This is a genomic window from Citrobacter sp. W9, from assembly GCF_026719375.1.
In the GTDB taxonomy this organism is placed as follows: Bacteria; Pseudomonadota; Gammaproteobacteria; order Enterobacterales; family Enterobacteriaceae; genus Citrobacter; species Citrobacter werkmanii.
On record NZ_JAPPTE010000005.1, the window covers coordinates 153,618 to 178,134 of the forward strand.

At 53.9% G+C, this 24,517-nt stretch carries 25 protein-coding genes; 4 read left to right on the forward strand and 21 right to left on the reverse strand.

What is annotated here, in order from left to right:
• Window positions 1-162: 162 nt before the first annotated feature.
• The 12 genes from hisJ to pdxB form a co-directional block, all read right to left on the reverse strand.
• Complete coding sequence (gene hisJ, locus OOJ59_RS10325) at window positions 163-945, reverse strand: histidine ABC transporter substrate-binding protein HisJ (RefSeq protein ID WP_003028120.1); 783 nt, start codon at window positions 943-945, stop codon at window positions 163-165.
• A gap of 247 nt (window positions 946-1,192) precedes the next feature.
• Window positions 1,193-1,975, reverse strand: coding sequence for a lysine/arginine/ornithine ABC transporter substrate-binding protein ArgT (gene argT / locus OOJ59_RS10330; protein ID WP_006683634.1), 783 nt, complete (start codon window positions 1,973-1,975; stop codon window positions 1,193-1,195).
• Between the two features lie 285 nt (window positions 1,976-2,260).
• Window positions 2,261-2,830: a UbiX family flavin prenyltransferase gene (locus OOJ59_RS10335; RefSeq protein WP_038642336.1), complete on the reverse strand. Its 570-nt coding sequence runs from the start codon at window positions 2,828-2,830 to the stop codon at window positions 2,261-2,263.
• 97 nt (window positions 2,831-2,927) lie between these two features.
• Entirely contained in the window at window positions 2,928-4,445 is a 1,518-nt protein-coding gene (gene purF, locus OOJ59_RS10340; RefSeq protein WP_005129677.1) for an amidophosphoribosyltransferase, read from the reverse strand.
• A gap of 33 nt (window positions 4,446-4,478) precedes the next feature.
• Window positions 4,479-4,967, reverse strand: a complete 489-nt coding sequence (gene cvpA / locus OOJ59_RS10345) for a colicin V production protein (RefSeq protein WP_005129678.1) — start codon at window positions 4,965-4,967, stop codon at window positions 4,479-4,481.
• A 202-nt stretch (window positions 4,968-5,169) separates the two neighbouring features.
• The gene (dedD, locus tag OOJ59_RS10350; protein ID WP_159121017.1) at window positions 5,170-5,838 is read right to left on the reverse strand and encodes a cell division protein DedD; all 669 of its coding nucleotides are present in this window, start codon (window positions 5,836-5,838) and stop codon (window positions 5,170-5,172) included.
• Entirely contained in the window at window positions 5,828-7,096 is a 1,269-nt protein-coding gene (gene folC / locus OOJ59_RS10355; RefSeq protein WP_085047807.1) for a bifunctional tetrahydrofolate synthase/dihydrofolate synthase, read from the reverse strand. The genes dedD and folC overlap by 11 nt, the downstream gene beginning before the upstream one ends.
• Window positions 7,097-7,165: 69 nt before the next feature.
• Window positions 7,166-8,080: an acetyl-CoA carboxylase, carboxyltransferase subunit beta gene (accD, locus tag OOJ59_RS10360; RefSeq protein WP_006683629.1), complete on the reverse strand. Its 915-nt coding sequence runs from the start codon at window positions 8,078-8,080 to the stop codon at window positions 7,166-7,168.
• A 149-nt stretch (window positions 8,081-8,229) separates the two neighbouring features.
• Window positions 8,230-8,889: a DedA family protein gene (locus OOJ59_RS10365; protein WP_003028140.1), complete on the reverse strand. Its 660-nt coding sequence runs from the start codon at window positions 8,887-8,889 to the stop codon at window positions 8,230-8,232.
• 24 nt (window positions 8,890-8,913) lie between these two features.
• Window positions 8,914-9,726, reverse strand: a complete 813-nt coding sequence (gene truA / locus OOJ59_RS10370) for a tRNA pseudouridine(38-40) synthase TruA (protein WP_038642347.1) — start codon at window positions 9,724-9,726, stop codon at window positions 8,914-8,916.
• Window positions 9,726-10,739, reverse strand: a complete 1,014-nt coding sequence (locus OOJ59_RS10375) for an aspartate-semialdehyde dehydrogenase (RefSeq protein ID WP_121529323.1) — start codon at window positions 10,737-10,739, stop codon at window positions 9,726-9,728. Before OOJ59_RS10375 ends, truA begins: the two co-directional genes overlap by 1 nt.
• A gap of 67 nt (window positions 10,740-10,806) precedes the next feature.
• A complete protein-coding gene (pdxB, locus tag OOJ59_RS10380; protein WP_085047804.1) occupies window positions 10,807-11,943 on the reverse strand; it encodes a 4-phosphoerythronate dehydrogenase PdxB in 1,137 nt (378 codons plus the stop codon).
• Window positions 11,944-12,051: 108 nt separating this feature from the next.
• Between pdxB and flk the strand changes: the two genes are divergently transcribed.
• Window positions 12,052-13,059: a flagella biosynthesis regulator Flk gene (gene flk, locus OOJ59_RS10385; protein ID WP_069323375.1), complete on the forward strand. Its 1,008-nt coding sequence runs from the start codon at window positions 12,052-12,054 to the stop codon at window positions 13,057-13,059.
• Here the strand turns inward: flk and OOJ59_RS10390 are convergent.
• On the reverse strand, window positions 13,056-14,234 hold the full coding sequence (locus OOJ59_RS10390; protein ID WP_121529324.1) for an MFS transporter: 1,179 nt from the start codon (window positions 14,232-14,234) through the stop codon (window positions 13,056-13,058). The two genes, flk and OOJ59_RS10390, sit on opposite strands and share 4 nt — an antisense overlap.
• Window positions 14,235-14,527: 293 nt before the next feature.
• On the opposite strand from OOJ59_RS10390, the gene OOJ59_RS10395 reads away from it, so the two are divergent.
• Window positions 14,528-15,046 carry a YbjP/YqhG family protein gene (locus OOJ59_RS10395; RefSeq protein ID WP_160955515.1) on the forward strand — a complete coding sequence of 173 codons (519 nt, stop codon included), beginning with the start codon at window positions 14,528-14,530 and terminating at the stop codon, window positions 15,044-15,046.
• 42 nt (window positions 15,047-15,088) lie between these two features.
• Here OOJ59_RS10395 and fabB read toward each other — a convergent pair whose 3' ends face one another.
• Window positions 15,089-16,309 (reverse strand): beta-ketoacyl-ACP synthase I, encoded by a 1,221-nt coding sequence (fabB, locus tag OOJ59_RS10400; protein ID WP_121529326.1) that lies wholly within the window; start codon window positions 16,307-16,309, stop codon window positions 15,089-15,091.
• 159 nt (window positions 16,310-16,468) lie between these two features.
• Here fabB and mnmC point away from each other — a divergent pair, with 159 nt between their 5' ends.
• The gene (gene mnmC / locus OOJ59_RS10405; protein ID WP_193157089.1) at window positions 16,469-18,469 is read left to right on the forward strand and encodes a bifunctional tRNA (5-methylaminomethyl-2-thiouridine)(34)-methyltransferase MnmD/FAD-dependent 5-carboxymethylaminomethyl-2-thiouridine(34) oxidoreductase MnmC; all 2,001 of its coding nucleotides are present in this window, start codon (window positions 16,469-16,471) and stop codon (window positions 18,467-18,469) included.
• A gap of 126 nt (window positions 18,470-18,595) precedes the next feature.
• Here mnmC and OOJ59_RS10410 read toward each other — a convergent pair whose 3' ends face one another.
• From OOJ59_RS10410 to prmB, 6 genes are read right to left on the reverse strand one after another with little or no spacing between them, the layout of a single operon-like run.
• On the reverse strand, window positions 18,596-18,871 hold the full coding sequence (locus OOJ59_RS10410; protein ID WP_038642363.1) for a YfcL family protein: 276 nt from the start codon (window positions 18,869-18,871) through the stop codon (window positions 18,596-18,598).
• A 32-nt stretch (window positions 18,872-18,903) separates the two neighbouring features.
• Window positions 18,904-19,452 carry an elongation factor P hydroxylase gene (locus tag OOJ59_RS10415; protein WP_038642365.1) on the reverse strand — a complete coding sequence of 183 codons (549 nt, stop codon included), beginning with the start codon at window positions 19,450-19,452 and terminating at the stop codon, window positions 18,904-18,906.
• The gene (locus OOJ59_RS10420; RefSeq protein WP_038642367.1) at window positions 19,452-20,261 is read right to left on the reverse strand and encodes a sulfite exporter TauE/SafE family protein; all 810 of its coding nucleotides are present in this window, start codon (window positions 20,259-20,261) and stop codon (window positions 19,452-19,454) included. Before OOJ59_RS10420 ends, OOJ59_RS10415 begins: the two co-directional genes overlap by 1 nt.
• A complete protein-coding gene (gene mepA, locus OOJ59_RS10425; protein WP_038642368.1) occupies window positions 20,261-21,085 on the reverse strand; it encodes a penicillin-insensitive murein endopeptidase in 825 nt (274 codons plus the stop codon). The genes OOJ59_RS10420 and mepA overlap by 1 nt, the downstream gene beginning before the upstream one ends.
• A 3-nt stretch (window positions 21,086-21,088) precedes the next feature.
• The gene (gene aroC / locus OOJ59_RS10430) at window positions 21,089-22,174 is read right to left on the reverse strand and encodes a chorismate synthase (RefSeq protein ID WP_038642369.1); all 1,086 of its coding nucleotides are present in this window, start codon (window positions 22,172-22,174) and stop codon (window positions 21,089-21,091) included.
• 39 nt (window positions 22,175-22,213) lie between these two features.
• On the reverse strand, window positions 22,214-23,146 hold the full coding sequence (prmB, locus tag OOJ59_RS10435) for a 50S ribosomal protein L3 N(5)-glutamine methyltransferase (protein ID WP_268063385.1): 933 nt from the start codon (window positions 23,144-23,146) through the stop codon (window positions 22,214-22,216).
• 166 nt (window positions 23,147-23,312) lie between these two features.
• Here prmB and smrB point away from each other — a divergent pair, with 166 nt between their 5' ends.
• Window positions 23,313-23,864: an endonuclease SmrB gene (smrB, locus tag OOJ59_RS10440; protein WP_006683613.1), complete on the forward strand. Its 552-nt coding sequence runs from the start codon at window positions 23,313-23,315 to the stop codon at window positions 23,862-23,864.
• Window positions 23,865-23,938: 74 nt separating this feature from the next.
• On the opposite strand, the gene sixA is transcribed toward smrB, so the two are convergent.
• Window positions 23,939-24,424, reverse strand: a complete 486-nt coding sequence (gene sixA / locus OOJ59_RS10445) for a phosphohistidine phosphatase SixA (RefSeq protein ID WP_038642383.1) — start codon at window positions 24,422-24,424, stop codon at window positions 23,939-23,941.
• Between the last annotated feature and the right edge of the window lie 93 nt (window positions 24,425-24,517).

The following is a 24,517-nucleotide window of genomic DNA, read 5'->3' on the forward strand; positions in this document are numbered from 1 at the left end:
GGAGTAATAAGCCTCTTTTGATTTCAGACTCACCGTTAAATGCCGGATGGCGGCGTTGCCTTATCCGGCCTACAAAATCAACGTAGGCCGGATGAGCACAGCGCCATCAGACATAAATTCAACGCGTCAAAAATCTACGGGCTTTATCAGCACCTGCGGTGATTAACCGCCATAAACATCAAAATCGAAGTACTTTTTAGCCAGCTTCTCGTAAGTGCCGTCAGCGCGCATCTCCGCAAAGGCTTTATTCAGTGCTTCGCGCAGCTCGTTATCATCTTTACGCAGCCCCATACCGGTACCCACGCCAAACAATTTCTCGTCTTTCACAGACGGGCCGCCGAATTTGTAATCCTTACCAACTGGCTGTTTCAGGAAGCCTTCGCTGGCAGCGACTTCGTCCTGGAATGCGGCGTCAATACGCCCGGCAGTCAGGTCAGAATAGATGTTGTCTTGTCCCTGATAGGAGACAATTTCAATACCTTTTGGCGCCCAGTGTTCGTTGCCGAACGTTTCCTGAGTGGTGCCCTGCAGCACGCCGACACGTTTGCCTTTCAGCGACTCAATGGTCGGCTGAATAGCAGAATCCTTAGCGACAACCAGACGCGAGTCGGCTGCATAAAGTTTGTCGGTAAACGCGATTTCTTGCTGACGTTTTTCAGTAATGGAAAGCGAAGACATAATCGCATCGATTTTCTTCGCTTTTAGCGAAGGGATCAGCGCGTCCAGCGGGTTTTCCACGAAGGTACATTGTGTATTAATACGTTTGCATAGCTCTTTAGCCAGATCGATATCAAAACCGACTAATTCACCCTGCGCATTTTTCGATTCGAACGGCGCATAAGTAGGATCGGTGCCGATACGAATTTTTTGCGGAATGGCTGCAAATGCTGCGGTAGCACTGGAGAAAGCCAGGACCAGAGAAAGAGACAACACCAGTTTTTTCATAACTATCCTCAACAGACTGTCTTTTATAGGGGATCTTTACAGGACCAGGTGCAGTTATCGTGCCATTAATCAGGCCGACAAGGCAAAGCATTCTACCTTGTCGGCGGTATTTATTTGCATGAAAAGCGCTTAAGTATGCACTCATGCTTATTAAGTCAGCGATAAAGGCACCAAAACAGTGCACTGAATTTATGATGCACCATAATGGTTACCCGCCATGGTGCAGCCAACTCCCCACGTCGATGAATTAATCGCCGTAGACATTAAAGTTAAAATACTTACTCGCCATCTTGTCGTAGGTGCCGTCTTTGCGCAGTTCGCCCAGCGCTTTATCGAAAGCCGCTTTCAGCTCCGCATCATCTTTGCGCAAACCAATCCCGGTTCCGTCGCCAAAGTATTTTTTATCTTTAACTGAAGGGCCGGCAAAAGCGTAGTCTTTGCCTGCCGGCTGTTTAAGGAAACCTTCACTGGCTGCGACTTCATCCTGCAATGCCGCATCCAGACGGCCCGCCGTCAGGTCAGAATAGATCAGGTCCTGGTTCGCATAGGCCACCACATCCACGCCTTTGCTGCGCCAGTTATCATTGGCATAGGCTTCCTGAGTTGAGCCTTGTAGTACGCCTACATGTTTACCTTTGAGGGAGTCCAGAGTCGGTTGAATCGGAGAACCTTTCGCAGCGATCAAACGAGAATCTGCGGCGTAAAGTTTGTCTGAGAAGGCAATCTCTTGCTGACGCTTCTCGGTGATAGAAAGCGAGGAGATGATGGCATCAATTTTTTTCGCTTTCAGCGACGGGATCAGCGCATCAAAGTCGCTGGCAACCCAGGTGCATTTGATCTGCATGCGTTTACACATCTCATTTCCCAGATCGATATCAAAGCCGACAAAGTCGCCCTTGGCATCTTTAGAGGAAAAAGGCGCGTAGGTGGTATCTGTACCAATACGAACTGTCTGCGGAAGTGCTGCGTAACTGGCCGCGGTTGCGGAAAGTCCTACCAGCAAAGACAAAGCAAGAACCGTCTTCTTCATACATAACCCTCAAGTGGCGTAATTTTATTATGTTTTACGTTGTGTTGTGTTTGCAGACTTTTTCATGCAGGTCTTATGCCATTTTCGCGTCGTTGAGGATATTCGACGTTAAATATGTTAATAAAACGTTGCAATATTGTCCTGATTTTGAAGATAGCAGGTCTGACGGTTGAAACGCAGCGTTTCGTTGAGTTTTGACGAATTAAATGTTGAGGATATGATCGCGGTTACAAAATTGCCCTGAAACAGGGCAACAGATGTTTCTTTGCACGCTGATGGAACGGCTTACGCCCCTTGCCAGCGGGTGAAGAGGTCCTGAGGAAGGGAAATATCAAACTGGTCAAGGACACGATTAACCGTTTGATTAATCACATCATCTAACGTTTGCGGGCGATGATAAAACGCCGGGACAGGCGGCATAATCACCGCCCCAATTTCTGCCGCCTGCGTCATCAGCCGCAAATGCCCCAGATGCAATGGCGTTTCACGCACGCACAGCACCAGCGGGCGACGTTCTTTCAATACCACGTCAGCCGCACGGGTGAGCAGCCCATCGGTATAGCTATGCACGATGCCAGAAAGGGTTTTAATTGAACAGGGCAGGATAACCATCCCGGCGGTCTGAAAAGAGCCAGAAGAAATGCTGGCGGCGATATCGCGCGTATCGTGAGTCACATTCGCCAGAGCCTGCACGTCGCGCACAGAGAGATCCGTTTCCAGCGCCAGCGTCTGCCGGGCAGCGGCGCTCATCACCAGATGGGTTTCCACATCAGTAACGTCACGCAAAACCTGCAGCAGGCGCACGCCGTAAATCGCTCCACTTGCGCCAGAAATACCAATGATGAGTCGTTTCATGTTTAATCGCCCTTGCTTGCTTCAGGGCCGACTTTGCAGGAATTTACGGGGAGTTGCAAGCAAGGGTGCGGGTTGCGCCCTTGCTTGCGAGCAAACATTAACCTTCGTTGTGCATCTCAAGGTTTTCCGCTTCATTCTGACGCAATATCGCTTTGGCATCGTCATTACGCAGGGAGTCAAGGAAATCGAGATACTGCTGGTCAACGTCTTTGGTGACATAGACGCCGTTAAACACTGAACATTCAAACTGCTGAATATCCGGGTTCTCAGCGCGAACGGCTTCAATCAGATCGTTGAGATCCTGGAAGATAAGCCCGTCTGCGCCGATTATCTGGCGGATCTCGTCCACTTCGCGACCGTGGGCAATCAGCTCCGTCGCGGTAGGCATATCGATGCCATAAACGTTCGGGAAGCGGATTTCCGGTGCGGCAGAGGCCAGATACACTTTCTTCGCTCCGGCTTCACGCGCCATCTCGATAATCTGTTCTGAAGTGGTGCCACGTACAATAGAGTCATCCACCAGTAGCACGTTCTTATCACGGAACTCCGCACGGTTGGCGTTCAGTTTACGGCGCACGGATTTACGACGCAGCTGCTGGCCCGGCATGATAAAGGTACGCCCTACGTAGCGGTTTTTCACAAACCCCTGACGATACGGCTTGCCGAGAATACGGGCGATTTCCAGCGCGATATCGCATGAGGTTTCCGGAATCGGGATCACCACGTCGATGTCCAGATCTTCCCACTCGCGGGCAATTTTTTCGCCGAGCTTAGTTCCCATATTCACACGCGCGCTGTAGACGGAAATCTTGTCGATAAAGGAGTCAGGACGCGCAAAGTAAACGTATTCGAACAGGCACGGATTGCTGACCGGGTTATCGGCGCACTGGCGGGTAAACAGCTGGCCTTTTTCGGTGATGTATACCGCTTCGCCAGGCGCAACGTCGCGCAGGAATTCAAAGCCCAGCGTATCCAGCGCCACGCTCTCGGAGGCGACCATATACTCGGTGCGACCATCACCGATATCACGTTTCCCCAGCACCAGCGGACGAATGCCGTTAGGATCGCGGAAGGCGACCATGCCGTGACCGATAATCATCGCCACGCAGGCATAGGCCCCGCGGATCTGGCGGTTAGTTGCCGCAATAGCAGCAAAAATATTGTCTGCTTCCAGCGGGTAATGGCGGAAGTTATCCAGCTCGCTGGCGAAAATATTCAGCAGGATTTCAGAATCTGAAGTGGTATTGATGTGGCGGCGCTTTTCTTCAAACAGCTTTTTCCGCAGCTCATGCGCGTTAGTCAGATTGCCATTGTGGGCAAGCGTGATGCCATACGGTGAGTTGACGTAAAAAGGTTGAGCTTCGGAGGCGCTGGAGCTGCCAGCCGTTGGGTAACGCACATGACCGATGCCCATATTGCCCTGCAAACGCTGCATATGGCGCGCTTCAAAAATATCGCTCACCATTCCGTTTGCTTTACGCAAGCGGAAGCAGTTGTTGGCATCAATAGTGATGATGCCCGCAGCATCCTGACCACGATGCTGGAGCACCGTTAACGCGTCATAAATCGACTGGTTTACCGGCATAACACCGGCGATACCGACAATACCGCACATACGTCTTTTCCTCGTTCAGCAACGACCCAAAGTTTATACTTTGGGCAAGAAACTTGACGAGCTTTGCAGATAGTCAAAGAACCATCTGATGATGAAACTGAACTGCGGGATCAGCTGCGACTTACTCCAGTCTTCACTTTTCGACAGACCGGTAAACGTATCGAGAAAGAACAGTATGGCGGCGACGATCAGCGCTCCTCGCAGAGCACCGAAGCAAATCCCCAACACCCTGTCGGTACCCGACAGACCTGTTTTCTCTACCAGTTGGCCTATCACAAAGTTAACGATAGCGCCGACGATAAGTGTCGCGATAAACAGTATCGCGATAGCAATCCCATTTCGAACCAGTTCGTCTTCAAAGCCCGTAAACCAGACAGACAGGTAAGTGTAGTAATGGCTGGCGACAAAGAAAGCACAACCCCAAGTCACCAACGATAATGCTTCACGAACAAAGCCACGGATCAGGCTAACCAGACAGGAAAAACCAATCACCGCGATAATGGCGTAATCAATCCAGACCATAAGTGTCCCACGATTTTACGCCCTGTCGTCCTGTTCGGGGCGCATTCTAACAGAAAAAGAAAACGTTTGCGTAGGGATTTCCTTTCCACGCGTAAATAAAAATGGCGCTGAAAAAATCTTCAACGCCATACGGTTTTATGCCTCTTCGGGCACTGGCCGGAGACGGTGAAAACACCGTATCCGGCCTGCATGAAACAGCCCCTTAATTAGGGGTATATCCCATCACAACCCCACTCAGACCGGAGATCTTCTGTAGCTCGCCCAGCGAATTCTTCAGCTTATCTCTGGAGGCGTCAGGGCCGACGAGAATGCGGGTTATTTTACCTTGTACCGGCGTTGACGGGGAAGTATATACCCGGAAGCCCGCGCCACGAAGTTTACCCACGATCTCATTGACCTTATCCGCATTTTTCAGCGCGCCGAGCTGCACAACATACGCTTTGCCGGTCGGGGCTGGCGCTTCTTCAGCGACCGGTTTCGGCGCTGGAGCTGGCGCAGGCGCTGGCGCCGGTGTGGCGACAACGGGTTGCGGCTTCGGTTTAGGTTTCGGCGGTTCAACAGGTACGGGGACAGGATCTAACTCCGCGCTACTTGCCGTTGTCATACGCGACGGATCCAACGATGGCGCGGCGGCATCGCCCGCGCGCACCTCTTCTGCCGCCCCTTCAGGCGGTTGCGTTGGCAGTGCCTGCGTTGCCGCAGGCATCATGTCCGGCTCGTCGCGATCGCCTGGTTTGGGCACCAGAGGGATCGCAGCAAACTCATCCTGATAATGTTTTTTTTGCCCGTCAAGCAGCCCGGGGAGCACAATCACCCCAAGCGCGACCAGCACAATTGTGCCAACTAATCGATTCTGAAACTTACTCGCCACCGCTTCTCCCCACGTCTATCACTTCCATGACATGTGCGACAGTGTGAAACGATCCACACACCAACACGGTATCTTCTGGCTTCGCCTCGGCCAGTGCCGCAGACCATGCCTGCGCCACGCTGTCATAGGCTTCACCTTTGCCCAGATGTTCTAACAGCTGTTCTGCCGTTGCGCCACGCGGCCCTTCCAGTGGCGCGCAGTACCAGGCATCGACCACGCTTTTTAACCAGGCCAACGTACCGGCAATATCTTTATCATGTAGCATACCGATAACTGCAAGTACACGCCCGCTTTTCACTAACTTTTTCAGACGTCCGGTCAGATATTCCGCCGCATGCGGGTTATGGGCAACATCAAAAATCACCCGCGGCGACTCGCTCACAATCTGGAAGCGCCCCGGTAAAATCGCCTGTTTGATTCCGTCACGAATTGCCTGCTCGCTGACGTCAAGACCACTGGCACGCAGCGCAGCCAGTGCGGTCGCGGCGTTCGGTTGTGGAACCTGTGGCAATGGCAGATGCGCCAACGTGCCGTGAGTGTCCGTAAAGGACCAGTCGTTATCCGTTACCGTATAGCGCCAGTCCACACCACAGCGTTGCAAAATCGCCCCGCACTCTTGCGCCACATCCGCAATAGTGTATGGCATTTCAGGTTCACCAACGATGGCCGGTTTCTCTGCGCGGAAAATCCCCGCTTTCTCACGACCAATGCTCTCGCGATCCGGGCCCAGCCAGTCGGTATGATCAAGCGCAATACTGGTGACGACCGCAACATCGGCATCGACGATATTCGTCGCGTCAAGGCGACCGCCTAACCCCACTTCCAGAATGACTACGTCCAACTGAGCCTGTTTAAACAACCAGAGCGCCGATAGCGTACCGTATTCAAAATAGGTCAATGAAATATCGCCACGTGCGTCTTCAATCTCAGCAAACGAGGCAGTATGCGCGGATTCCGGCAGTTCCCCCCCCTGCACGCGCACGCGTTCCGTGTAACGCACCAGATGCGGCGAACTGTATACTCCGACTTTATAACCTGCTGCGGTCAGCACCGATTCCAGCGTACGGCAGGTCGTGCCTTTTCCGTTGGTGCCCGCCACCGTAAAGACAAATGGCGCGGGTTTCAACACGCCCAATTTACGCGCCACCTGACTGACGCGCTCAAGGCCCAGATCGATGGTTTTACTGTGCAGGTTTTCCAGATAAGAAAGCCACGACGCCAGAGGCGACGCGGCTTGAGGAATACGTTTATTGTCCATGATGCCTGTAGATTCTTTACGTTGAGAAAAGCAAAAGGGCAGCGCCTGTGGCCCTGCCCTTTTCAGTTATCAGGCCTCTGATTCCTGATCGGGTACCGGAGGTACCACTTCGCCTTCACGCGGCTCATCCGGATTCGGCGCCGGAAGATTCATCAGCTTCGCCAGAATGCTTGCCAGTTTCAGGCGCATTTCCGGACGGCGGACGATCATATCGATAGCGCCTTTTTCAATCAGGAACTCGCTGCGCTGGAATCCCGGCGGCAGTTTCTCACGTACGGTTTGCTCGATAACACGCGGACCCGCAAAGCCGATCAACGCTTTCGGTTCGGCAATGTTGAGATCGCCCAGCATCGCGAAGCTTGCGGACACACCGCCCATCGTTGGGTCGGTCAGTACAGAAATGTACGGTAAACCGCGTTCCTGCATTTTCGCCAGCGCGGCAGAGGTTTTTGCCATCTGCATCAGAGACATCAGCGCTTCCTGCATACGCGCCCCGCCAGAAGCGGAGAAGCAGATTAGCGGACAGTTGTCTTCCAGAGCCTGCTCAACGGCGCGGACGAAACGCGCGCCGACGACAGAACCCATGGAACCGCCCATAAACGCGAACTCGAATGCAGCCGCAACGACCGGCATGCCGTGAAGGGTGCCTTTCATCACCACCAGCGCATCTTTCTCGCCGGTTTCTTTCTGTGCTGAGGCCAGTCTGTCTTTGTACTTTTTGGAGTCACGAAACTTCAGCACGTCTTTCGGCTCAAGTTCGCTACCCAGTTCCACAAGAGTACCTTCATCTAACAGGCTATGCAGGCGATTGCGCGCCGACATGCGCATATGATGGTCACACTTCGGACAGACCTCAAGATTACGTTCCAGCTCAGCACGGTATAAAACCTGACCGCAGCTATCACACTTGGTCCACACCCCTTCAGGAATGCTTGCCTTGCGGGTGGGAGTAATGTTGCTTTTAATTCGTTCAATCCAGCTCATTGGTGACCTTTCTGCCTGAACCCTAGTCAGCTTTGTTATAAGGGGCGCATAATGCCATTTTTGCCCCTAACAGACCATGAATGTTGCACATTAAAACATAACAGCCCGAAACTTTGGATAAAAAAGTGGTCGAACCGCTGAGTTACTTTCTATTTTGCAGCCCGTGACGCAGCCCGTTTATGACGAATCACTTCTATCACGCCCGGCAATACGGAAAGGACGATAATCGCCACAATCAATAATTTCAGGTTTTCCTGAACTATTGGCAGATCGCCAAACAGATAGCCTGCATAGGTGAACAGCAATACCCACAGCAGCGCGCCTACAACGTTATACATCGCAAAGTGGCGGTAGGACATGTGTCCCATACCGGCAACAAATGGCGCAAATGTACGCACGATAGGCACGAAACGCGCCAGGATAATCGTTTTCCCGCCATGACGCTCGTAGAACGCATGGGTTTTATCCAGGTAGCTGCGACGAAAAATTTTGGAGTTCGGGTTACTAAAGAGTTTCTCACCGAACAACCGGCCAATCGTGTAGTTCACCGCATCGCCGACAATCGCAGCCACAATCATCAACGCCACCATCAGATGAACATTGAGATCGTTAGTTGGCAGCGCAGAAAGCGCGCCGGCAACAAACAGCAGCGAGTCTCCCGGCAGGAACGGCGTCACTACCAGCCCGGTTTCACAGAACAGGATCAGAAACAGAATCGCGTATACCCAGATACCGTATTCCGCGACCAGCTCCGCCAGGTGCACATCAATGTGCAGAATAAAATCGATAAGAAAGTAAATCAGATCCATAGTTTTGCCTTTATACGACTCAAATTAGTCCGCCAGAAATAGCGGGCCCATTGGCGGTTTTGGCAGGTCGAACCGGTCAGGGTAATCTACCGCGACCAAATACAGTCCTTCCGCTTTCGCCGTTGCCGCTGCCAGCGTTCTGTCCTTCGCCGCTAACAGTTCTGCTATCCAGCTCTCCGGCTGGTTGTTGGCGCCTACTTCCATCAGGCTACCGACAATATTCCTGACCATATGATGTACAAAGGCATTCGCTTTAATATCCACCACCACATATGCGCCAAAACGTTCAACGTTTATGTGCATCACGTTACGCCACGGCGTGCGCGACTGGCACTGCACCGCACGAAACGAGGTAAAATCATTTTCGCCGATCAGACATTGGGCTGCACGATGCATACGTTCAGCATCCAGCGGCTCATAGTAATGGGTTACCCCTTTGCCCAAAACCGCAGGGCGCAACCGATGATTGTAGATGATGTAGCGATAACGGCGAGCCGTGGCGCTGAATCGGGCATGAAAATCATCAGGTACAGCTTTCACCCAGCGCACGGCGATGTCACCAGGTAAATTCGCATTTACGCCCAACGTCCAGGCGGCATCTTTACGCACAGCGTGCGTTTCAAAATGTACGACCTGGCCTGTGCCATGAACGCCCGCATCCGTGCGCCCCGCACAAAAGACATTGATACGCTCATTCGCGACCTGAGAAAGCGCTTTTTCCAGCTTTTCCTGAACGCTACGCACTTCGTTCTGGCGCTGCCAGCCATAATATTTGCTGCCGTCATACTCAATGCCCAGCGCAATTTTATGGGGTAGCGGCTGTTGCAGGTCCGACATTAGTACAGATACTCCTGCACCAGTTTTTCCGCAATTTTCACCGCCATCAACGCGCCGCCAAAGCGCACGTTGTCTGCCACGGACCAGAACTGAACCTGCTCCGGCATACCGTAATCGTTATGTACACAGCCAATGGAAAGATGTGGGGTACCAGACGCATCGCCAACCTGAGTCGGGAAATCGGTCTCTTCCGACAACACCACGTCTTCAGCGCGAGAAAACGCATCGCGCGCTTCTTCCGCCGCCAACGGACGCAGGGCTTCAAAATTCACCATCTGCGCGTGACCGTAGAATACCGGTGACTGTACGATGCTAGCGGAGATAAGCAGACCGTCATCCTGCATAATTTTGCGCACTTCATCGACGATACGACGCTCTTCGCGCACGCTACCTTCGCGATCTGGCAGCAGCGGCAGCATATTGAATGCCAACTGGCGACCAAAGAAATCGTCTTCGTCAATCGGGATACCATTGAGCAGTTTCGCACTTTGCCCTGCCAACGCATCCACCGCTTTTTTACCGTGCGCGGAGGCCGACAGAATATTGGTCACCGTAATACGTGAAAGACCACCGTCATCAATCAGCGGTTTCAACGCAGACAACAGTTGACTGGTCAGGCTAGTAGGGACTGCAATCACATTGCGGTTGCGATAATCTGCCAACACGAACGGGTTAACGTCCGGAACCACCAGCGGAACGTCAGGCTCAAGTGCGAACAGACCACTGCTGTCGATAACCAGGCAACCGGCATTGGTTGCTTCTTCCACCCATGCAGCGGTGGCCTCAGCGCCAGCGACAAAAAATGCCAGTTGTGCCTGCGTCCAGTCAAAGTCTGCAACATCCTGAACAATGACCGATTTACCGTTAAAACGCAGGTGCTCGCCAGCGCTTTCGTTACGCGCCAGCGCATAAATTTCACCGACCGGGAACTGGCGTTCAGCCAGCGTATCGAGCAGGGCTTCGCCTACGGCGCCCGTTGCGCCCAGAATGGCAATGTTCCAGCCTTCAGACATGGTGATTTACTCCAGAAATACATAAGCGTCCCTGTCGCATTATTCGACAGGGAGCATTAAGAAGACATTAATGTGCCGGGTGATGAACCGCGTTAAAACCCAGCTTACACAGCAAGGCGGCAGCCGTTGCGTCGTCACACATCACGTATAAAGATGACCATTCACGGCGCTCAAGATAATTTTTACGCAGTTTATCAAACTCACCCGGAATTCCAGCGACTTTACGCAGCGGCGCATCATCGCGGCGCACATCATACACTAAATGCGCCAGCCTTTTCAGCGTTGGCTGATCTAACGGGCCATGCAACGTGATACGCCCAAATTCCGGCGCAGGTAACAGGGTGTTCAGCGCAACGTGCTGTTCGCGACCAATAAACTTACTATAGGCCTCAAAGACCTGCGTGGTCCCACGCGCTTTTCCTTCCAGGGTATACCCGGCAATGTGCGCCGTGCCGATATCGGCTTTCTCCAGCAACGCCACATTGAGATCCGGCTCGCCTTCCCAGACATCCAACACCACGCTCAGCGCCTGCCCGGCGTTAAGCCGATTCAGTAATGCCGTATTGTCGATAACCGGCCCCCGGCAGGCGTTGATCAGAATGGTGCCCGGCTTCAGCCGACTCATCAGCGCGTCATCCGCCAGGTGCAGCGTTTTGTACGGGCCGTCTTTAAATAACGGCGTATGGAAAGTCAGCACATCAGCCTGCTGTACCAGTTCGTCCAGCGAGCGGAAATCGCCCTCGTCACCGCGATCGGCCCGCGGCGGATCGCACAGCAAGGTACGGATCCCCAGCGCTTCCAGTCGCGCCTGCAAACGTCCGCCCACGTTGCCAACACCGACGATGCCCACGGTACGATCGCGTAACGCAAAACCGTCGCGCTCCGCCAGCATCAGCAACGCTGAAAAAACATATTCTACGACCGCAATCGCATTACATCCGGGCGCTGCGGAAAAACCGATTCCCGACTGCGCAAGCCAGGCTTCATCCACATGGTCCGTGCCTGCGGTTGCCGTACCGACAAATTTAACCGGTTTTCCGCTGAGCAGTGATTCATTGACTTTCGTCACCGAGCGCACCATTAAGGCATCCGCATCATCCAGTTCGGCAACGGGAATCGGACGACCAGGAACCGCTTTGACCTCCCCCAAACGACTGAACAGTTCGCGGGCATAGGGCATATTTTCATCAACGAGGATTTTCACGTCTTTCGCACCTGTTTGAGAACGAGAGTTAACCGGGCAAGTGTGCCATAATCTCGCCGCCAGGCATACTGCGAGACCTGGTCAGCACAGATTTAAGGAACAGAGACGATGCAGCCCATTTCAGGTACGCCCGCTCGCCCTCCCGGCGAAGGCCAAAATGCCCCCTCCGTTGCAGGTGAGCAACCGTTATCCACGATACAACGTACCGTGCTGGAACGACTGATTACCCGTTTGATTTCGCTCACTCAGCAGCAAAGCGCTGAGGTGTGGGCCGGAATGAAACACGATCTGGGCGTCAAAAGTGATACACCGTTGCAGTCACGTCACTTTCCCGCCGCCGAACAAAATTTGAACCAGCGGCTGGAAGTCGCACAACAGAACCATGCTAATCGTCAGGTGCTGTCGCAGCTCACGGAGCTATTGAGTCAGGGAAATAACCGTCAGGCGGTGAGTGATTTTATCCGCCAGCAGTACGGGCAGACGGCGCTTAGCCAACTCACGCCTGAGCAATTGAAGAACGTGCTGACCCTGTTACAACAAGGTCAGCTTTCGATACCGCAGCCACAGCAGCGTCCGGCTACCGATCGTCCGTTACTCCCCGCAGAGCACAATACGCTGAACCAGTTGGTGACCAAACTGGCGGCGGCCACGGGCGAATCCGGTAAGATGATCTGGCAGTCTATGCTGGAGCTGTCTGGGGTAAAAAGCGGAGAGTTAATCCCCGCCAAACAATTTTCGCATCTGGTCACCTGGCTGCAGGCGCGCCAGACGCTCAGTCTGCAAACTGCCCCGACCTTACAAACACTGCAGGCGGCGCTGAAGCTGCCGTTAGAGCCGAATGAGCTGACGGCAATCAAAGAGTACGCGCAGCAGACGTATCAGATCCAGCCACAATCGATTCTGACCACGGTTCAGGTGCTGGACTTGCTGAATCAAATCTTCTTGCGCCGCGTGGAACGTGACCGGGAGCAGGAATTAAACGATCCGCGCCATCCTCAGCCCATTTACAGCCCGTTCGCGCCGATGATTGAAACGGTTAAATCACTGTCGACACGACCGGGACTGATATTTATTGCCTTGATGATTGCGTTAGCCATTTTCTGGCTGGTCGCTTAGCCTTTTCGCAAAGTCAGCAACGTCACAACAATTCCCACCACGGCGGATATCGCCCCGGCAAGGAATACCGAGGGATAGCCGTACGCGGTGGCCAGCACCCCGGCGACAGGACCGCTTACGCCGTAGGAGATATCCTGAAATGCGGCGTAACCGCCCAGCGCCGTACCGCGAACCTGCGCGGGCACTCGCTTCACAACCTCAACGCCCAATGCCGGGAAGATAAGCGAACATCCGGCCCCGGTTAATGCCGCCCCGAGCAGAGCAACCCAGGCAGAGGGAGCCTGCCACAGCAGGATCAGACCCGCAGTTTCAACCAGCAATGAAACAACGGCGACCTGCACGCCGCCGAACCGGTCCGGCATCCAGCCAAACAGAATGCGCATCAGCACAAATGCCCCGCCAAACGCGGTCAGGGTGAATCCCGCCATCGTCCAGCCATTGCTGACAAAATAAAGCGAAATAAACGTACCGATGACGGCAAAACCCACGCCCTGCAATGCCAGACCCAGGCCCGGTTTCCAGATAAGCCCGACCACGCTCCACAGTGAAGGTCGCTCCCCGGCATGCGCAGGCACTTTACGAACGGTGCCGTTGAATGCCCAGGCCAGCAGCGGTAATACCATCGTGGTTCCCGCCAGCGCCGCGAAGCCGAAGTGGCTATGGATCAGCAAGCCCAACGGCGCCCCGGCAGCCAGCGCACCGTAAATCGCCATCCCGTTCCACGACATCACCTTACCGGAACGCGTTGGGCCAACCAGCCCCAGCCCCCAGGTCAGCGTTCCGGTGAGCAGTTGGCTTTCGCCAAAGCCAAGGATCAGACGTCCGACAATCAACAACGCAAATTTCACCGGGACAGAGACAGGTAATAGCGCGGCTAAAAGCCACGCCGCGCCCGCCAGCCCACAGGCAAACATCCCCTGTAGCGCCGAACGTTTAGCGCCATATTGATCGGCTAAGCGCCCGGCATAACCACGCGTTAAGACCGTTGCCAGAAACTGTACGCCTACGGCGATACCGACCATGGTATTGCCATAGCCCAGCTCGTGGTGCACAAACAGAGGAATGACGGGTAAAGGCAGACCGACCGTCATGTAGGTCAGGAAAACCGCAAAAGCGATACGAAACAGCGAAAAGTTCGCCGACGCTGTTTTTTCTTGTTGGGTTACTGCTGTCATGCGTTACTCCAAAATGCAGAGTAAGGCGAGGAATGCCCACGCCCCCTCTACCTGACTTTCAGGATTAAGGTGCGTTGGATAACGTTAAACGCTTACGCATTATCAAGAGGATAATGTTGAAGCTGGAGTCTGCCTGTGAGGGGCTAAACTTGTCAACCTCGAAATCACCGAAGGCATCCACAAAACAGAGGGTTATATTATTGAAGAAAAGCACTAACAATGAGGAAATAGTTTTCAATCAGGGGGACACTCAACGATCTTTTTTGCCGGAATATATTTTTAGGGACACGGTAATGAAAGCATTTTCGCTTATTGCTCTCATCCTGATGCTTTGCGGCTGCTATGCGCCTCATCAAGACAGCACACAGGCTGTAAAACAATTCTATCTCGCGTGGATGTCCGCCTACACACAAGATCGAGATACGTCCGCGCTCATGCAACGTTATGTGGCGAAAGACGTTATCGACCGTTTGGCGCTGATTGACAGCCTTTACGAGCAGGAAATAATAAATTCTGACTACTTTATGTACGTGCAGGATTACGACCCCAAATGGATCCCGCTGTTACGGGTTGAAGCGGCTCAGCCCTTTCTCGGTGGTGAAAAGGTGGAAGTACAATTAGGTGGGCCGGCAGGCGAAGCGCCCATGCAACTGGAAGTGTATATGCGTTGGGAAGAAGGTCGCTGGAAAATTTATCGCGTGCGGGATCTGGATAATCAATTTGAACAGCCAATCTACAGCACTGGTGATATCACACGAGCCAAAGCCTGGTCGGCAGAAATCGCGCCGGAGTACGAAAAAATGAATAAATAAAAAAGGGAGCCATCAGGCTCCCCTTTACATCATCTTGCAGACTTACGCTTTCAGCTTACGCATGACCAGCGTCGCGTTAGTGCCGCCAAAGCCGAAGCTGTTGGACATCACGGTGGTCAGCGCCTGCTCGGTCGGTTTGGTCACGATGTTCAGACCTTCCGCCTGCTCGTCCAGCTCTTCAATGTTGATGCTCGGCGCGATAAAGCCGTGTTCCAGCATCAGCAGAGAGTAGATAGCTTCCTGTACGCCAGCCGCGCCCAGAGAGTGACCGGTCATGGCTTTGGTTGCCGAGATTGCCGGGCTCTTATCGCCAAACACTTCACGGATTGCGCCCAGCTCTTTCACGTCGCCTACCGGAGTAGAAGTACCGTGGGAGTTCAGGTAGTCGATAGGCGTGTCTACGCCGTGCATCGCCATCTGCATGCAACGTACTGCGCCTTCACCTGACGGTGCAACCATGTCTGCGCCATCAGAGGTTGCGCCGTAACCGACGATTTCCGCGTAGATGTGCGCGCCACGAGCCAGAGCATGTTCCAGCTCTTCAACCACCACCATACCGCCGCCGCCCGCGATAACAAAACCGTCGCGGTTTGCATCATAGGTACGGGAAGCTTTCGACGGGTCGTCGTTATATTTGGTAGACAGCGCGCCCATTGCGTCGAATTCACACGCCATTTCCCAGCACAACTCTTCGCCGCCACCAGCAAACACGATGTCTTGTTTGCCCAGCTGAATTTGTTCTACTGCGTTGCCGATGCAGTGCGCAGATGTCGCACAGGCAGAGCTGATGGAGTAGTTTACGCCGTGAATTTTGAACGGCGTTGCGAGGCAGGCAGAAACACCGGACGCCATCGCTTTGGTGACCACATACGGGCCAACCGCTTTCAGACCTCGCGGGCTACGCATTGCGTCAGCGCCGAACACCTGAAAACGCGGGGAGCCGCCGCCGGAACCTGCAATCAGGCCAACGCGCGGGTTATTCTGGTAATCTTCTGCAGCAAGACCGGCATCCGCCACAGCCTGCTCCATGGAAAGGAATGCATAGATGGATGCGTCGCTCATGAAGCGCACTACTTTGCGGTCAATGAGGCCAGTGGTATCCAGTTTTACGTTGCCCCATACGTGGCTACGCATGCCGGAGTCCTTCAGCTCCTGAGAGAAAGTGATCCCTGAACGTCCTTCACGCAGAGATGCCAGGACTTCCTGCTGGTTATTACCGATGCTGGAAACGATGCCCAAGCCAGTAATCACTGCACGTTTCATTCAATACCTCTGTAAGTCGCACTATTTTAAAGTTTCGAGTGGCACAATAGCGTACACTTGTACGCCGAACAAGTCCGATCAGCCATTTAATGTGGAAATTTGCGCAGCCAGGCACTCATCGCTAAGATCGGGGCACAGCCTGCCAGACGAGTAACTTACGTGAAACAATACGCTATACAACCTGCCAACCTTGAATTCAACGCTGAGGGTACACCTGTTTCCCGAGATTTTGATGATGTCTATTTTTCCAATGATAACGGGCTGGAAGAGACACGTTACGTCTTCCTCGGCGGGAATCATCTCGCACAGCGATTTCCTGCGCATTCACGTCCCCTTTTCGTGGTGGCTGAAAGCGGGTTTGGCACCGGGCTTAACTTCCTGACGCTCTGGCAGGCATTTGCCGATTTTCGCGATACCCACCCTGACGCTACCCTGGAAAGATTACATTTCATCAGTTTCGAAAAATATCCGCTGACGCGTGAAGATCTGACCCTGGCCCATCAGCACTGGCCGGAGCTTGCTCCATGGGCCACGGCACTGCAAGAGCAGTGGCCGCTGCCGCTGGCGGGATGCCATCGTCTGCTTCTTGATAATGGGCGCGTCACGCTGGATCTGTGGTTTGGCGATATTAATGAACTGACCAGTAAACTGGATGACTCTTTGAATCAAAAAGTGGACGCCTGGTTCCTGGACGGTTTCGCACCGGCGAAAAATCCAGACATGTGGACGCCAACGCTGTTTAACGCGATGGCCCGACTGGCTCGCCCCGGCGGCACGCTGGCCACCTTCACATCGGCAGGCTTTGTGCGACGGGGGTTGCAGGAAGCCGGGTTTACAATGCAAAAACGCAAAGGCTTTGGCCGCAAACGCGAAATGCTTTGTGGCGTCATGGAACAAACTCTGGCGCTCCCTTCATCGGCTCCGTGGTTCACGCGCACGGGCACAGATAAGCGCGACGCCGCTATCATTGGCGGTGGCATCGCCAGCGCATTGCTGTCGCTGGCGCTACTACGCCGCGGCTGGCAGGTCACGCTCTATTGCGCGGACGCAAAACCTGCCGCAGGCGCATCAGGTAATCGTCAGGGCGCGCTCTATCCGTTACTCAGCAAGCATGATGCGGCCATTAATCTCTTTTTCCCCACCGCGTTTACCTTCGCCCGCCGACTGTATGACGCCCTTCCGGTTGAGTTCGCACATGACTGGTGCGGCGTGACGCAGCTCGCCTGGGATGAAAAAAGCCAGCAGAAAATCACTCAAATGCTGTCTCTTGAACTGCCCGATGCACTCGCCGTCGGCGTAGACGCACAGCAGGTGTTGCAAACGACAGGCGTGGAAACCGGATGCGGCGGGATTCAGTATCCGGCAGGTGGATGGTTGTGCCCGGCGCAGTTAACCGCCGCCGTACTGGACTATGCCACAACGCTGGGATTACGTACCCACTACCAACACACGTTGGTCTCACTGACGCGCCAGACAGCAAGCTGGCAATTGCAGTTTGCCTGTGGAGAAACCGCTACTCACGAAGCGGTGGTTCTGGCTAACGGCCATCGCATTAACCGCTTTGAGCAGACGCAGTCGTTACCGGTCTATTCCGTTGGCGGTCAGGTGAGTCATATCCCCACCACACCTACGCTGTCAGCGCTGCGCCAGGTGTTGTGCTACGACGGTTACCTCACGCCGCATGACCCGCAAAACCAGCAACACTGCATTGGCGCCAGCTATCATCGTGGGTGTGAGGAGACTGAGTATCGCGAGGACGACCAGCAGCAAAATCGTCAGCGTTTAATCGACTGCTTCCCGCACGCCGCCTGGGCAAAAGAGGTGGACGTCAGTGCGCATGCCGCCCGCTGCGGGGTCCGCTGCGCTACGCGCGATCACATCCCGATGGTAGGCAATGTCGCGGATTTTGACGCCACGCTCAGCCAGTACGCCACGCTTGCCGAAGACAAAGCGCACGCGGTAAGCGCCCCGGTGTATGCCGATCTATTTATGCTGGGCGCGCTGGGGTCACGCGGGTTGTGCTCAGCCCCGCTGTGTGCAGAAATTCTGGCAGCGCAAATGAGCGATGAACCCATTCCTATGGATGCCAGTACGCTGGCGGCACTGAACCCGAATCGGTTGTGGGTCAGGAAGTTATTGAAGGGTAAAGCGGTGAAATAAAATACTCTCTCATCATTGCCTGATGCGCTGCGCTTATCAGGCCTACAAACTGAACCCGAATCGTCAGTCCATGTAGGCCGGATAAGACGCCTTAGCGTCGCCATCCGGCACAATCCACTGCAATTATTATTGCGTTGCCTTTTGAAATAAAGCGTCCCACATCTCTTTCACTAACGCCTGGTCACGCGGCGAAAGTTCGCCTGCGCTAATCGCTTTTTCCAGGCTGCTGGTCACATTGGTGTACAATGCCTCAGCGGAATGGTCCTCGCCAGCGTCCAGCTCTGCTACGGCCAGCGTCAGGTGCCCACGCAAATAGCCACTGGCAAACAACTCATCATCGCTGGCGTGCTCTACCATATCGTCGATTAATGCCAGAATGCGTGATTCAAACTCCGCGATCATCTTCTTTCCTCATTGTAAACGTGGCGGCGGCTTCAGTTGAGCGCTTCGGGCCACGGGAATTGTTCCGCCTTAAGTTCAGGCGTGTGATAATAATTCTGTAACGCGTTAATAAAGCGCGCTGGACGCTCCGGGATCCCCTTTTCCAGATATTCCATCACCTGGGCATGAACACGACGCTGGAATACCACGCGATCCGGTTCAAAGTCGCCGTTCAGATTGTCGCAACTGACGTTAAACGGATAGCCCGCCGCCATGCAGAACAGCCAGTCAAACGCCTGCGGCTTCACTTCCACATCTTCAAACTGGCATTGCGTGTTCGCGTCGCGTCCGTCCGGGCAGTACCAGTAACCAAAGTCAACCAGTTCACGACGCGCTTTACCCGCAATACACCAGTGCGAAATTTCATGTAACGCGCTGGCGTAATAACCATGCGCAAAAACGATACGGTGATACGGTACTTCCGCATCAGCAGGAAGATAGATCGGTTCGTCATCGCCTTTAATCAGACGGGTATTAAATTCATCGGCAAAGCAGCCGTTAAAAATCTCAATTAACTGTTCGTAGTGATGGGTGTTATTCATTAGTTCATCCCCAGCCAGTGGAGAATCTCCTGTCCATGATTATCGTAAAGTAGCTTGGCGCTCATTACGGCGGAGACAATAACGATCATTGGCCGAATGAGTTTTTGTCCTTTGCTGAGCACCAGTCGCGATCCCATCCGTGCGCCAATGAACTGGCCAATGAGCATCACAAACCCGGTCGCCCAAATCACTTTGCCGCCGAGGGCAAACAGCAACAGTCCACCGATATTCGAGGTGGCATTTAATACTTTGGCGTGGGCCGTCGATTTTGCCAGGTTATAGCCGCACAGCATGACAAAAGCCAGCGCGTAGAACGATCCCGCCGCCGGGCCAAAAAAGCCATCGTAAAACCCAACGCAGCCCCCGGCCACCAGCGCGAAAGGCAAACCGTGCAGCCGACGCTGCCGGTCTTCTTCGCCCACTCTGGGCATCAACAGAAAGTAGAGGCCAATACAGATAACCAGCACCGGCAGGATCTGGCGTAATATGTCGGACTGCACATGCTGGACCAACAACGCGCCGCTCATGGAACCGACAAAAGTCATGAAGATGTTGAGCTTCTGATCCGCCAGATTCACCACGCCCCGGCGAATAAAATAGATCGAGGAAGAGATGGATCCCCCGCAGGCCTGTAGCTTATTGGTGGCCAACGCTTGCGCGGGCGGCATTCCGGCCGCCATCAATGCCGGGATGGTGAGTAAACCGCCGCCTCCGGCCAGAGAGTCAATAAAACCTGCCAGCATTGCCACAAAAAAAAGCACACCTAACAGCAGTGGCGACACCATAAACAGAGAGACAAAATGATCCATTAGAGTACATGCTCATCCAGTAGCGCCTGGCAGGAAGGCGGCAACGGCGGCGGTGTCTTCTTCTCAGGCTTGGTGGTTCCAGGTTTAGGAGGTTCGAACCAGCTTTGCAGCTCTGCGCCACAGCCATCGCCTGGAGGAGGCAACGGTTGATCTTCGCACTCAAGGCTGTCAGCAGGACAACGTAATCGTACGTGCATATGCGCACGATGCTGGAACCACGGTCGCACTTTACGCAACCAGTCCCTGTCGGTCCCTGCATCCAGACACAGTTGCTGCTTAATCGCCGGATTCACAAAAATGCGCGTGACTTCATTATCTTTTGCCGCCAGCCTAATCAGGCTGAAAATCTCCGGCTTCCACAGCGACGGCACGACATGTTTGCCATCCCGTGAGACCAGATCTAACGCCTGAGGACGCAGCAGTTGTGACTGGGTCCAGCGCGTTTTCGGCAACTGCAGGAAAATATCGACATCCAGTCCCGTCTGGTGGCTGGCGTGACCGCCATTGAACCGCCCACCGGCCGGCATACCCATATCGCCGATTAACACCGTGCCCAGCCCCAGATTATTCGCCTGATTACTCAGACGCTGGATAAACATCACCAGATCCGGATGACCAAAATAACGTCGCTGATCGGTGCGCATCACCTGATAGTGTTCAGACTGTACAGGCAGCGTCTCGGCGCCAACAATACAGCCATTGGCGAATGCGCCGATAGACTGCGGGCTGCCCGCCACCGGATGGGTAATTTTCTGCCAGGGCGTCGCCGCCAGGCAGGCGGTGCTGGCAAAAAGAGCTAACGCCGCAAGTGCCGTTTTTTTCATGTATTACCAGCGTGGAATGTCAGTCTTCACGTCCGCGTTTTGTGCCCGCTGACGCAGCAGGTGATCCATTAATACGATCGCCAGCATAGCCTCTGCGATCGGCACGGCGCGGATCCCAACGCACGGATCGTGGCGTCCTTTGGTGATCATGTCGACTTCTTCGCCAAAGCGGTTAATCGTGCGTCCAGGAACGGTAATACTGGACGTCGGTTTCAGCGCCATATGTGCAACAATTTGCTGCCCGCTGCTGATCCCGCCCAGAATGCCGCCCGCATGGTTACTCTGGAAACCGTCTTTGGTGATTTCATCACGGTTTTGGCTGCCGCGCAGCGCGACAACGTCAAACCCGTCGCCAATCTCTACGCCCTTAACGGCGTTAATGCTCATCAGCGCATGGGCAATGTCGGCATCCAGGCGGTCAAATACAGGTTCACCGAGACCCGCAGGTACGCCGCTTGCCACCACGCTGACCTTTGCTCCGATGGAGTCGCCCTCTTTTTTCAGGCCGCGCATCAGTTCATCGAGCGCCTCGATTTTATCCGGGTCCGGGCAAAAGAACGGGTTAAGCTCTACCTGAGACCAGTCTTTAATCTCCAGCGGGATATCGCCCATCTGCGTCAGACAGCCGCGAATTTCAACGCCGAATTTTTCCGCCAGATATTTTTTGGCAATCGCCCCTGCCGCCACGCGCATTGCTGTTTCACGTGCGGATGAGCGTCCACCGCCACGATAGTCGCGCAGACCGTATTTTTGCTCATAGGTATAGTCGGCATGACCAGGACGAAAAACATCCTTAATCGCGCTGTAATCCTGTGAACGCTGATCGGTATTTTCGATCAGCAGACCAATGCTGGTACCGGTGGTCACGCCTTCGAACACACCAGAGAGGATTTTCACCTGATCCGGTTCACGGCGCTGCGTAGTGTAACGCGACGTACCTGGGCGACGTCTGTCGAGATCGTGCTGCAGGTCAGCTTCTGTCAGAGAAATGCCCGGCGGAACACCATCGACAATACAACCGAGCGCCAGCCCGTGTGATTCGCCGAATGTGGTTACGCGAAAGAGTTGCCCAATTGTGTTTCCTGCCATCACGGCTCCGTTATGAGTGTTGTGTTTGTGCGCGTGTATTTAGTCTTTATAAATGCTGAAGTGCTCGCGAGCAGCAACTAACTGTTCTTTGGTCAGCATGAATACACCGTCACCGCCGTTGTCAAACTCCAGCCAGGTAAACGGTACATCCGGGTATTGCTCTATCAGATGTACCATGCTGTTTCCGACTTCACAAATCAGAATACCGTTATCTGCCAGGTAATCTGGAGCGTTCCCCAGAATGCGGCGAGTCAGTTTCAGCCCATCGCTACCGGACGCCAGACCCAGCTCAGGTTCATGACGATATTCGTTTGGCAGATCGGACATATCTTCCGCATCGACATACGGCGGGTTGGTCACAATCAGGTCATACTGCACTTTCAGCAGATCGCGGAACAGATCGGAGCGGATCGGCGTCACGTGATGGATCAGACCATGTTCTTCAATATTGTGCTCAGTCACCGCCAGCGCGTCAGTGGAAATATCCACCGCATCCACTTCGGCTTCCGGGAAAGCATACGCGCAGGCAATAGCGATGCAGCCGCTGCCGGTACACATATCGAGGATATGCTGCGGCTGCTCATTGACGAGGCCCGCAAAACGATTATTGATCAGTTCGCCAATCGGTGAGCGTGGAACCAGCACGCGTTCATCAACATAAAACTCATGCCCGCAGAACCAGGCTTTATTGGTCAGATAAGCAACCGGGATACGCTCGTTGACGCGGCGAATCACGCGTTCAACAATACGATGGCGCTCGCTGGAGGTCAGACGCGCGGTGCGCATATCTTCAGGTATATCCAGCGGCAAATAGAGCGACGGCAGCACCAGCTGTACGGCCTCGTCCCATGGGTTATCCGTGCCATGGCCATACCAGATGTTCGCCGCGCTAAAACGGCTGACCGCCCAACGCAATATGTCCTGAATGGTATGCAGTTCACTCACTGCTTCATCGACGAAAATTTTATCCACGTATTCCTCCAGGGCATGCTCGTATTAATTTCGGCGGCTAGTTTGCCACGAAGACGGCGATAAATCAGCATCCACACCGGGCCTGAACGCGAAAATTGCGTTTTAAGCGATCGGATGCCCGTCGAGTCGGGTTAAACTAACGGAAAATAAAAGATGAGACTCTCGAATGAAAAAGAAAACATCGCTCAGCGAGGAGGATCAGACGCTGTTTCGCCAGCTGATGACCGGCACGCGTAAAATTAAGCAAGACACTATTGTTCACCGACCGCTACGTAAAAAAATCACCGAGGTTCCGGTTAAAAGGCTGTTGCAGGAACAGGCTGATGCCAGCCACTATTTTTCTGACGAATTTCAGCCGTTGCTGAACACAGACGGCCCGGTAAGATATCTACGTGCCGACGTCAGCCATTTCGAACTCAAGAAAATGCGCCGTGGCGACTACTCCCCGGAGCTGTTTCTTGATTTGCATGGACTGACCCAGCAACAGGCCAAACAGGAATTAGGCGCGCTGATCGCCGCCTGTCGTCGTGAGCATGTGTTTTGCGCCTGCGTTATGCATGGCCACGGAAAGCATATTCTTAAACAGCAAACGCCTCTCTGGCTGGCACAGCATCCGCACGTGATGGCCTTTCATCAGGCACCAAAAGAGTATGGTGGCGACGCCGCACTGCTGGTGCTGATTGAAGTGGAAGAGTGGCTGCCGCCAGAACTTCCCTGATGCAGAAAAACAGAAAGAGCCGCGTTTGCGGCTCTTTTATTTTCCGGATGGCGGTTGTGCCTTATCCGGCCTACTTATATCGCTTTCGCCATTTTGAGATTACACGGGCTCATCTGCCAGTTGAAAACCCCTTTTCCGCTTTCATCAAGCGTAACGCTGGCAATCGCTGACGTGGTAAACATCGGCGGAGTTTCGCCTGGGCAAAGCTCAGACACCAGGTACCCCACTAAAGGTAAGTGAGAAATCACCAGCGCCGTGGTGATACCTTCATTGGCCAGAGCCTGTAAATAGGCGCTGACCAGACCAACATCGCCGCAGGGAGTCAGCTCCGGCAAAACATCCACGCCGCTTGGCAGGTTCATACATTCCCCCACCACATCCAGCGTTTGTTCGGCTCGCAGGAACGGGCTCACCAGAACACGTTCGATATCCACTTTTTGACCTTTCAGCCAGTTCGCCATCAGGCGAGATTCGTCACAACCACAAGAGGTTAAAGGACGAACCGAATCACTGGCGGCATCGAGGGCCGCGTCGCCGTGACGCATGATAAAAACTTGCATATTGCACCGCTTTTGTTAACCAGAATCACCAACACCAGTTAATCACGGCCCCTATTGACCGTGGTAACGATATGGTGGCCGGCATTGTGCCTT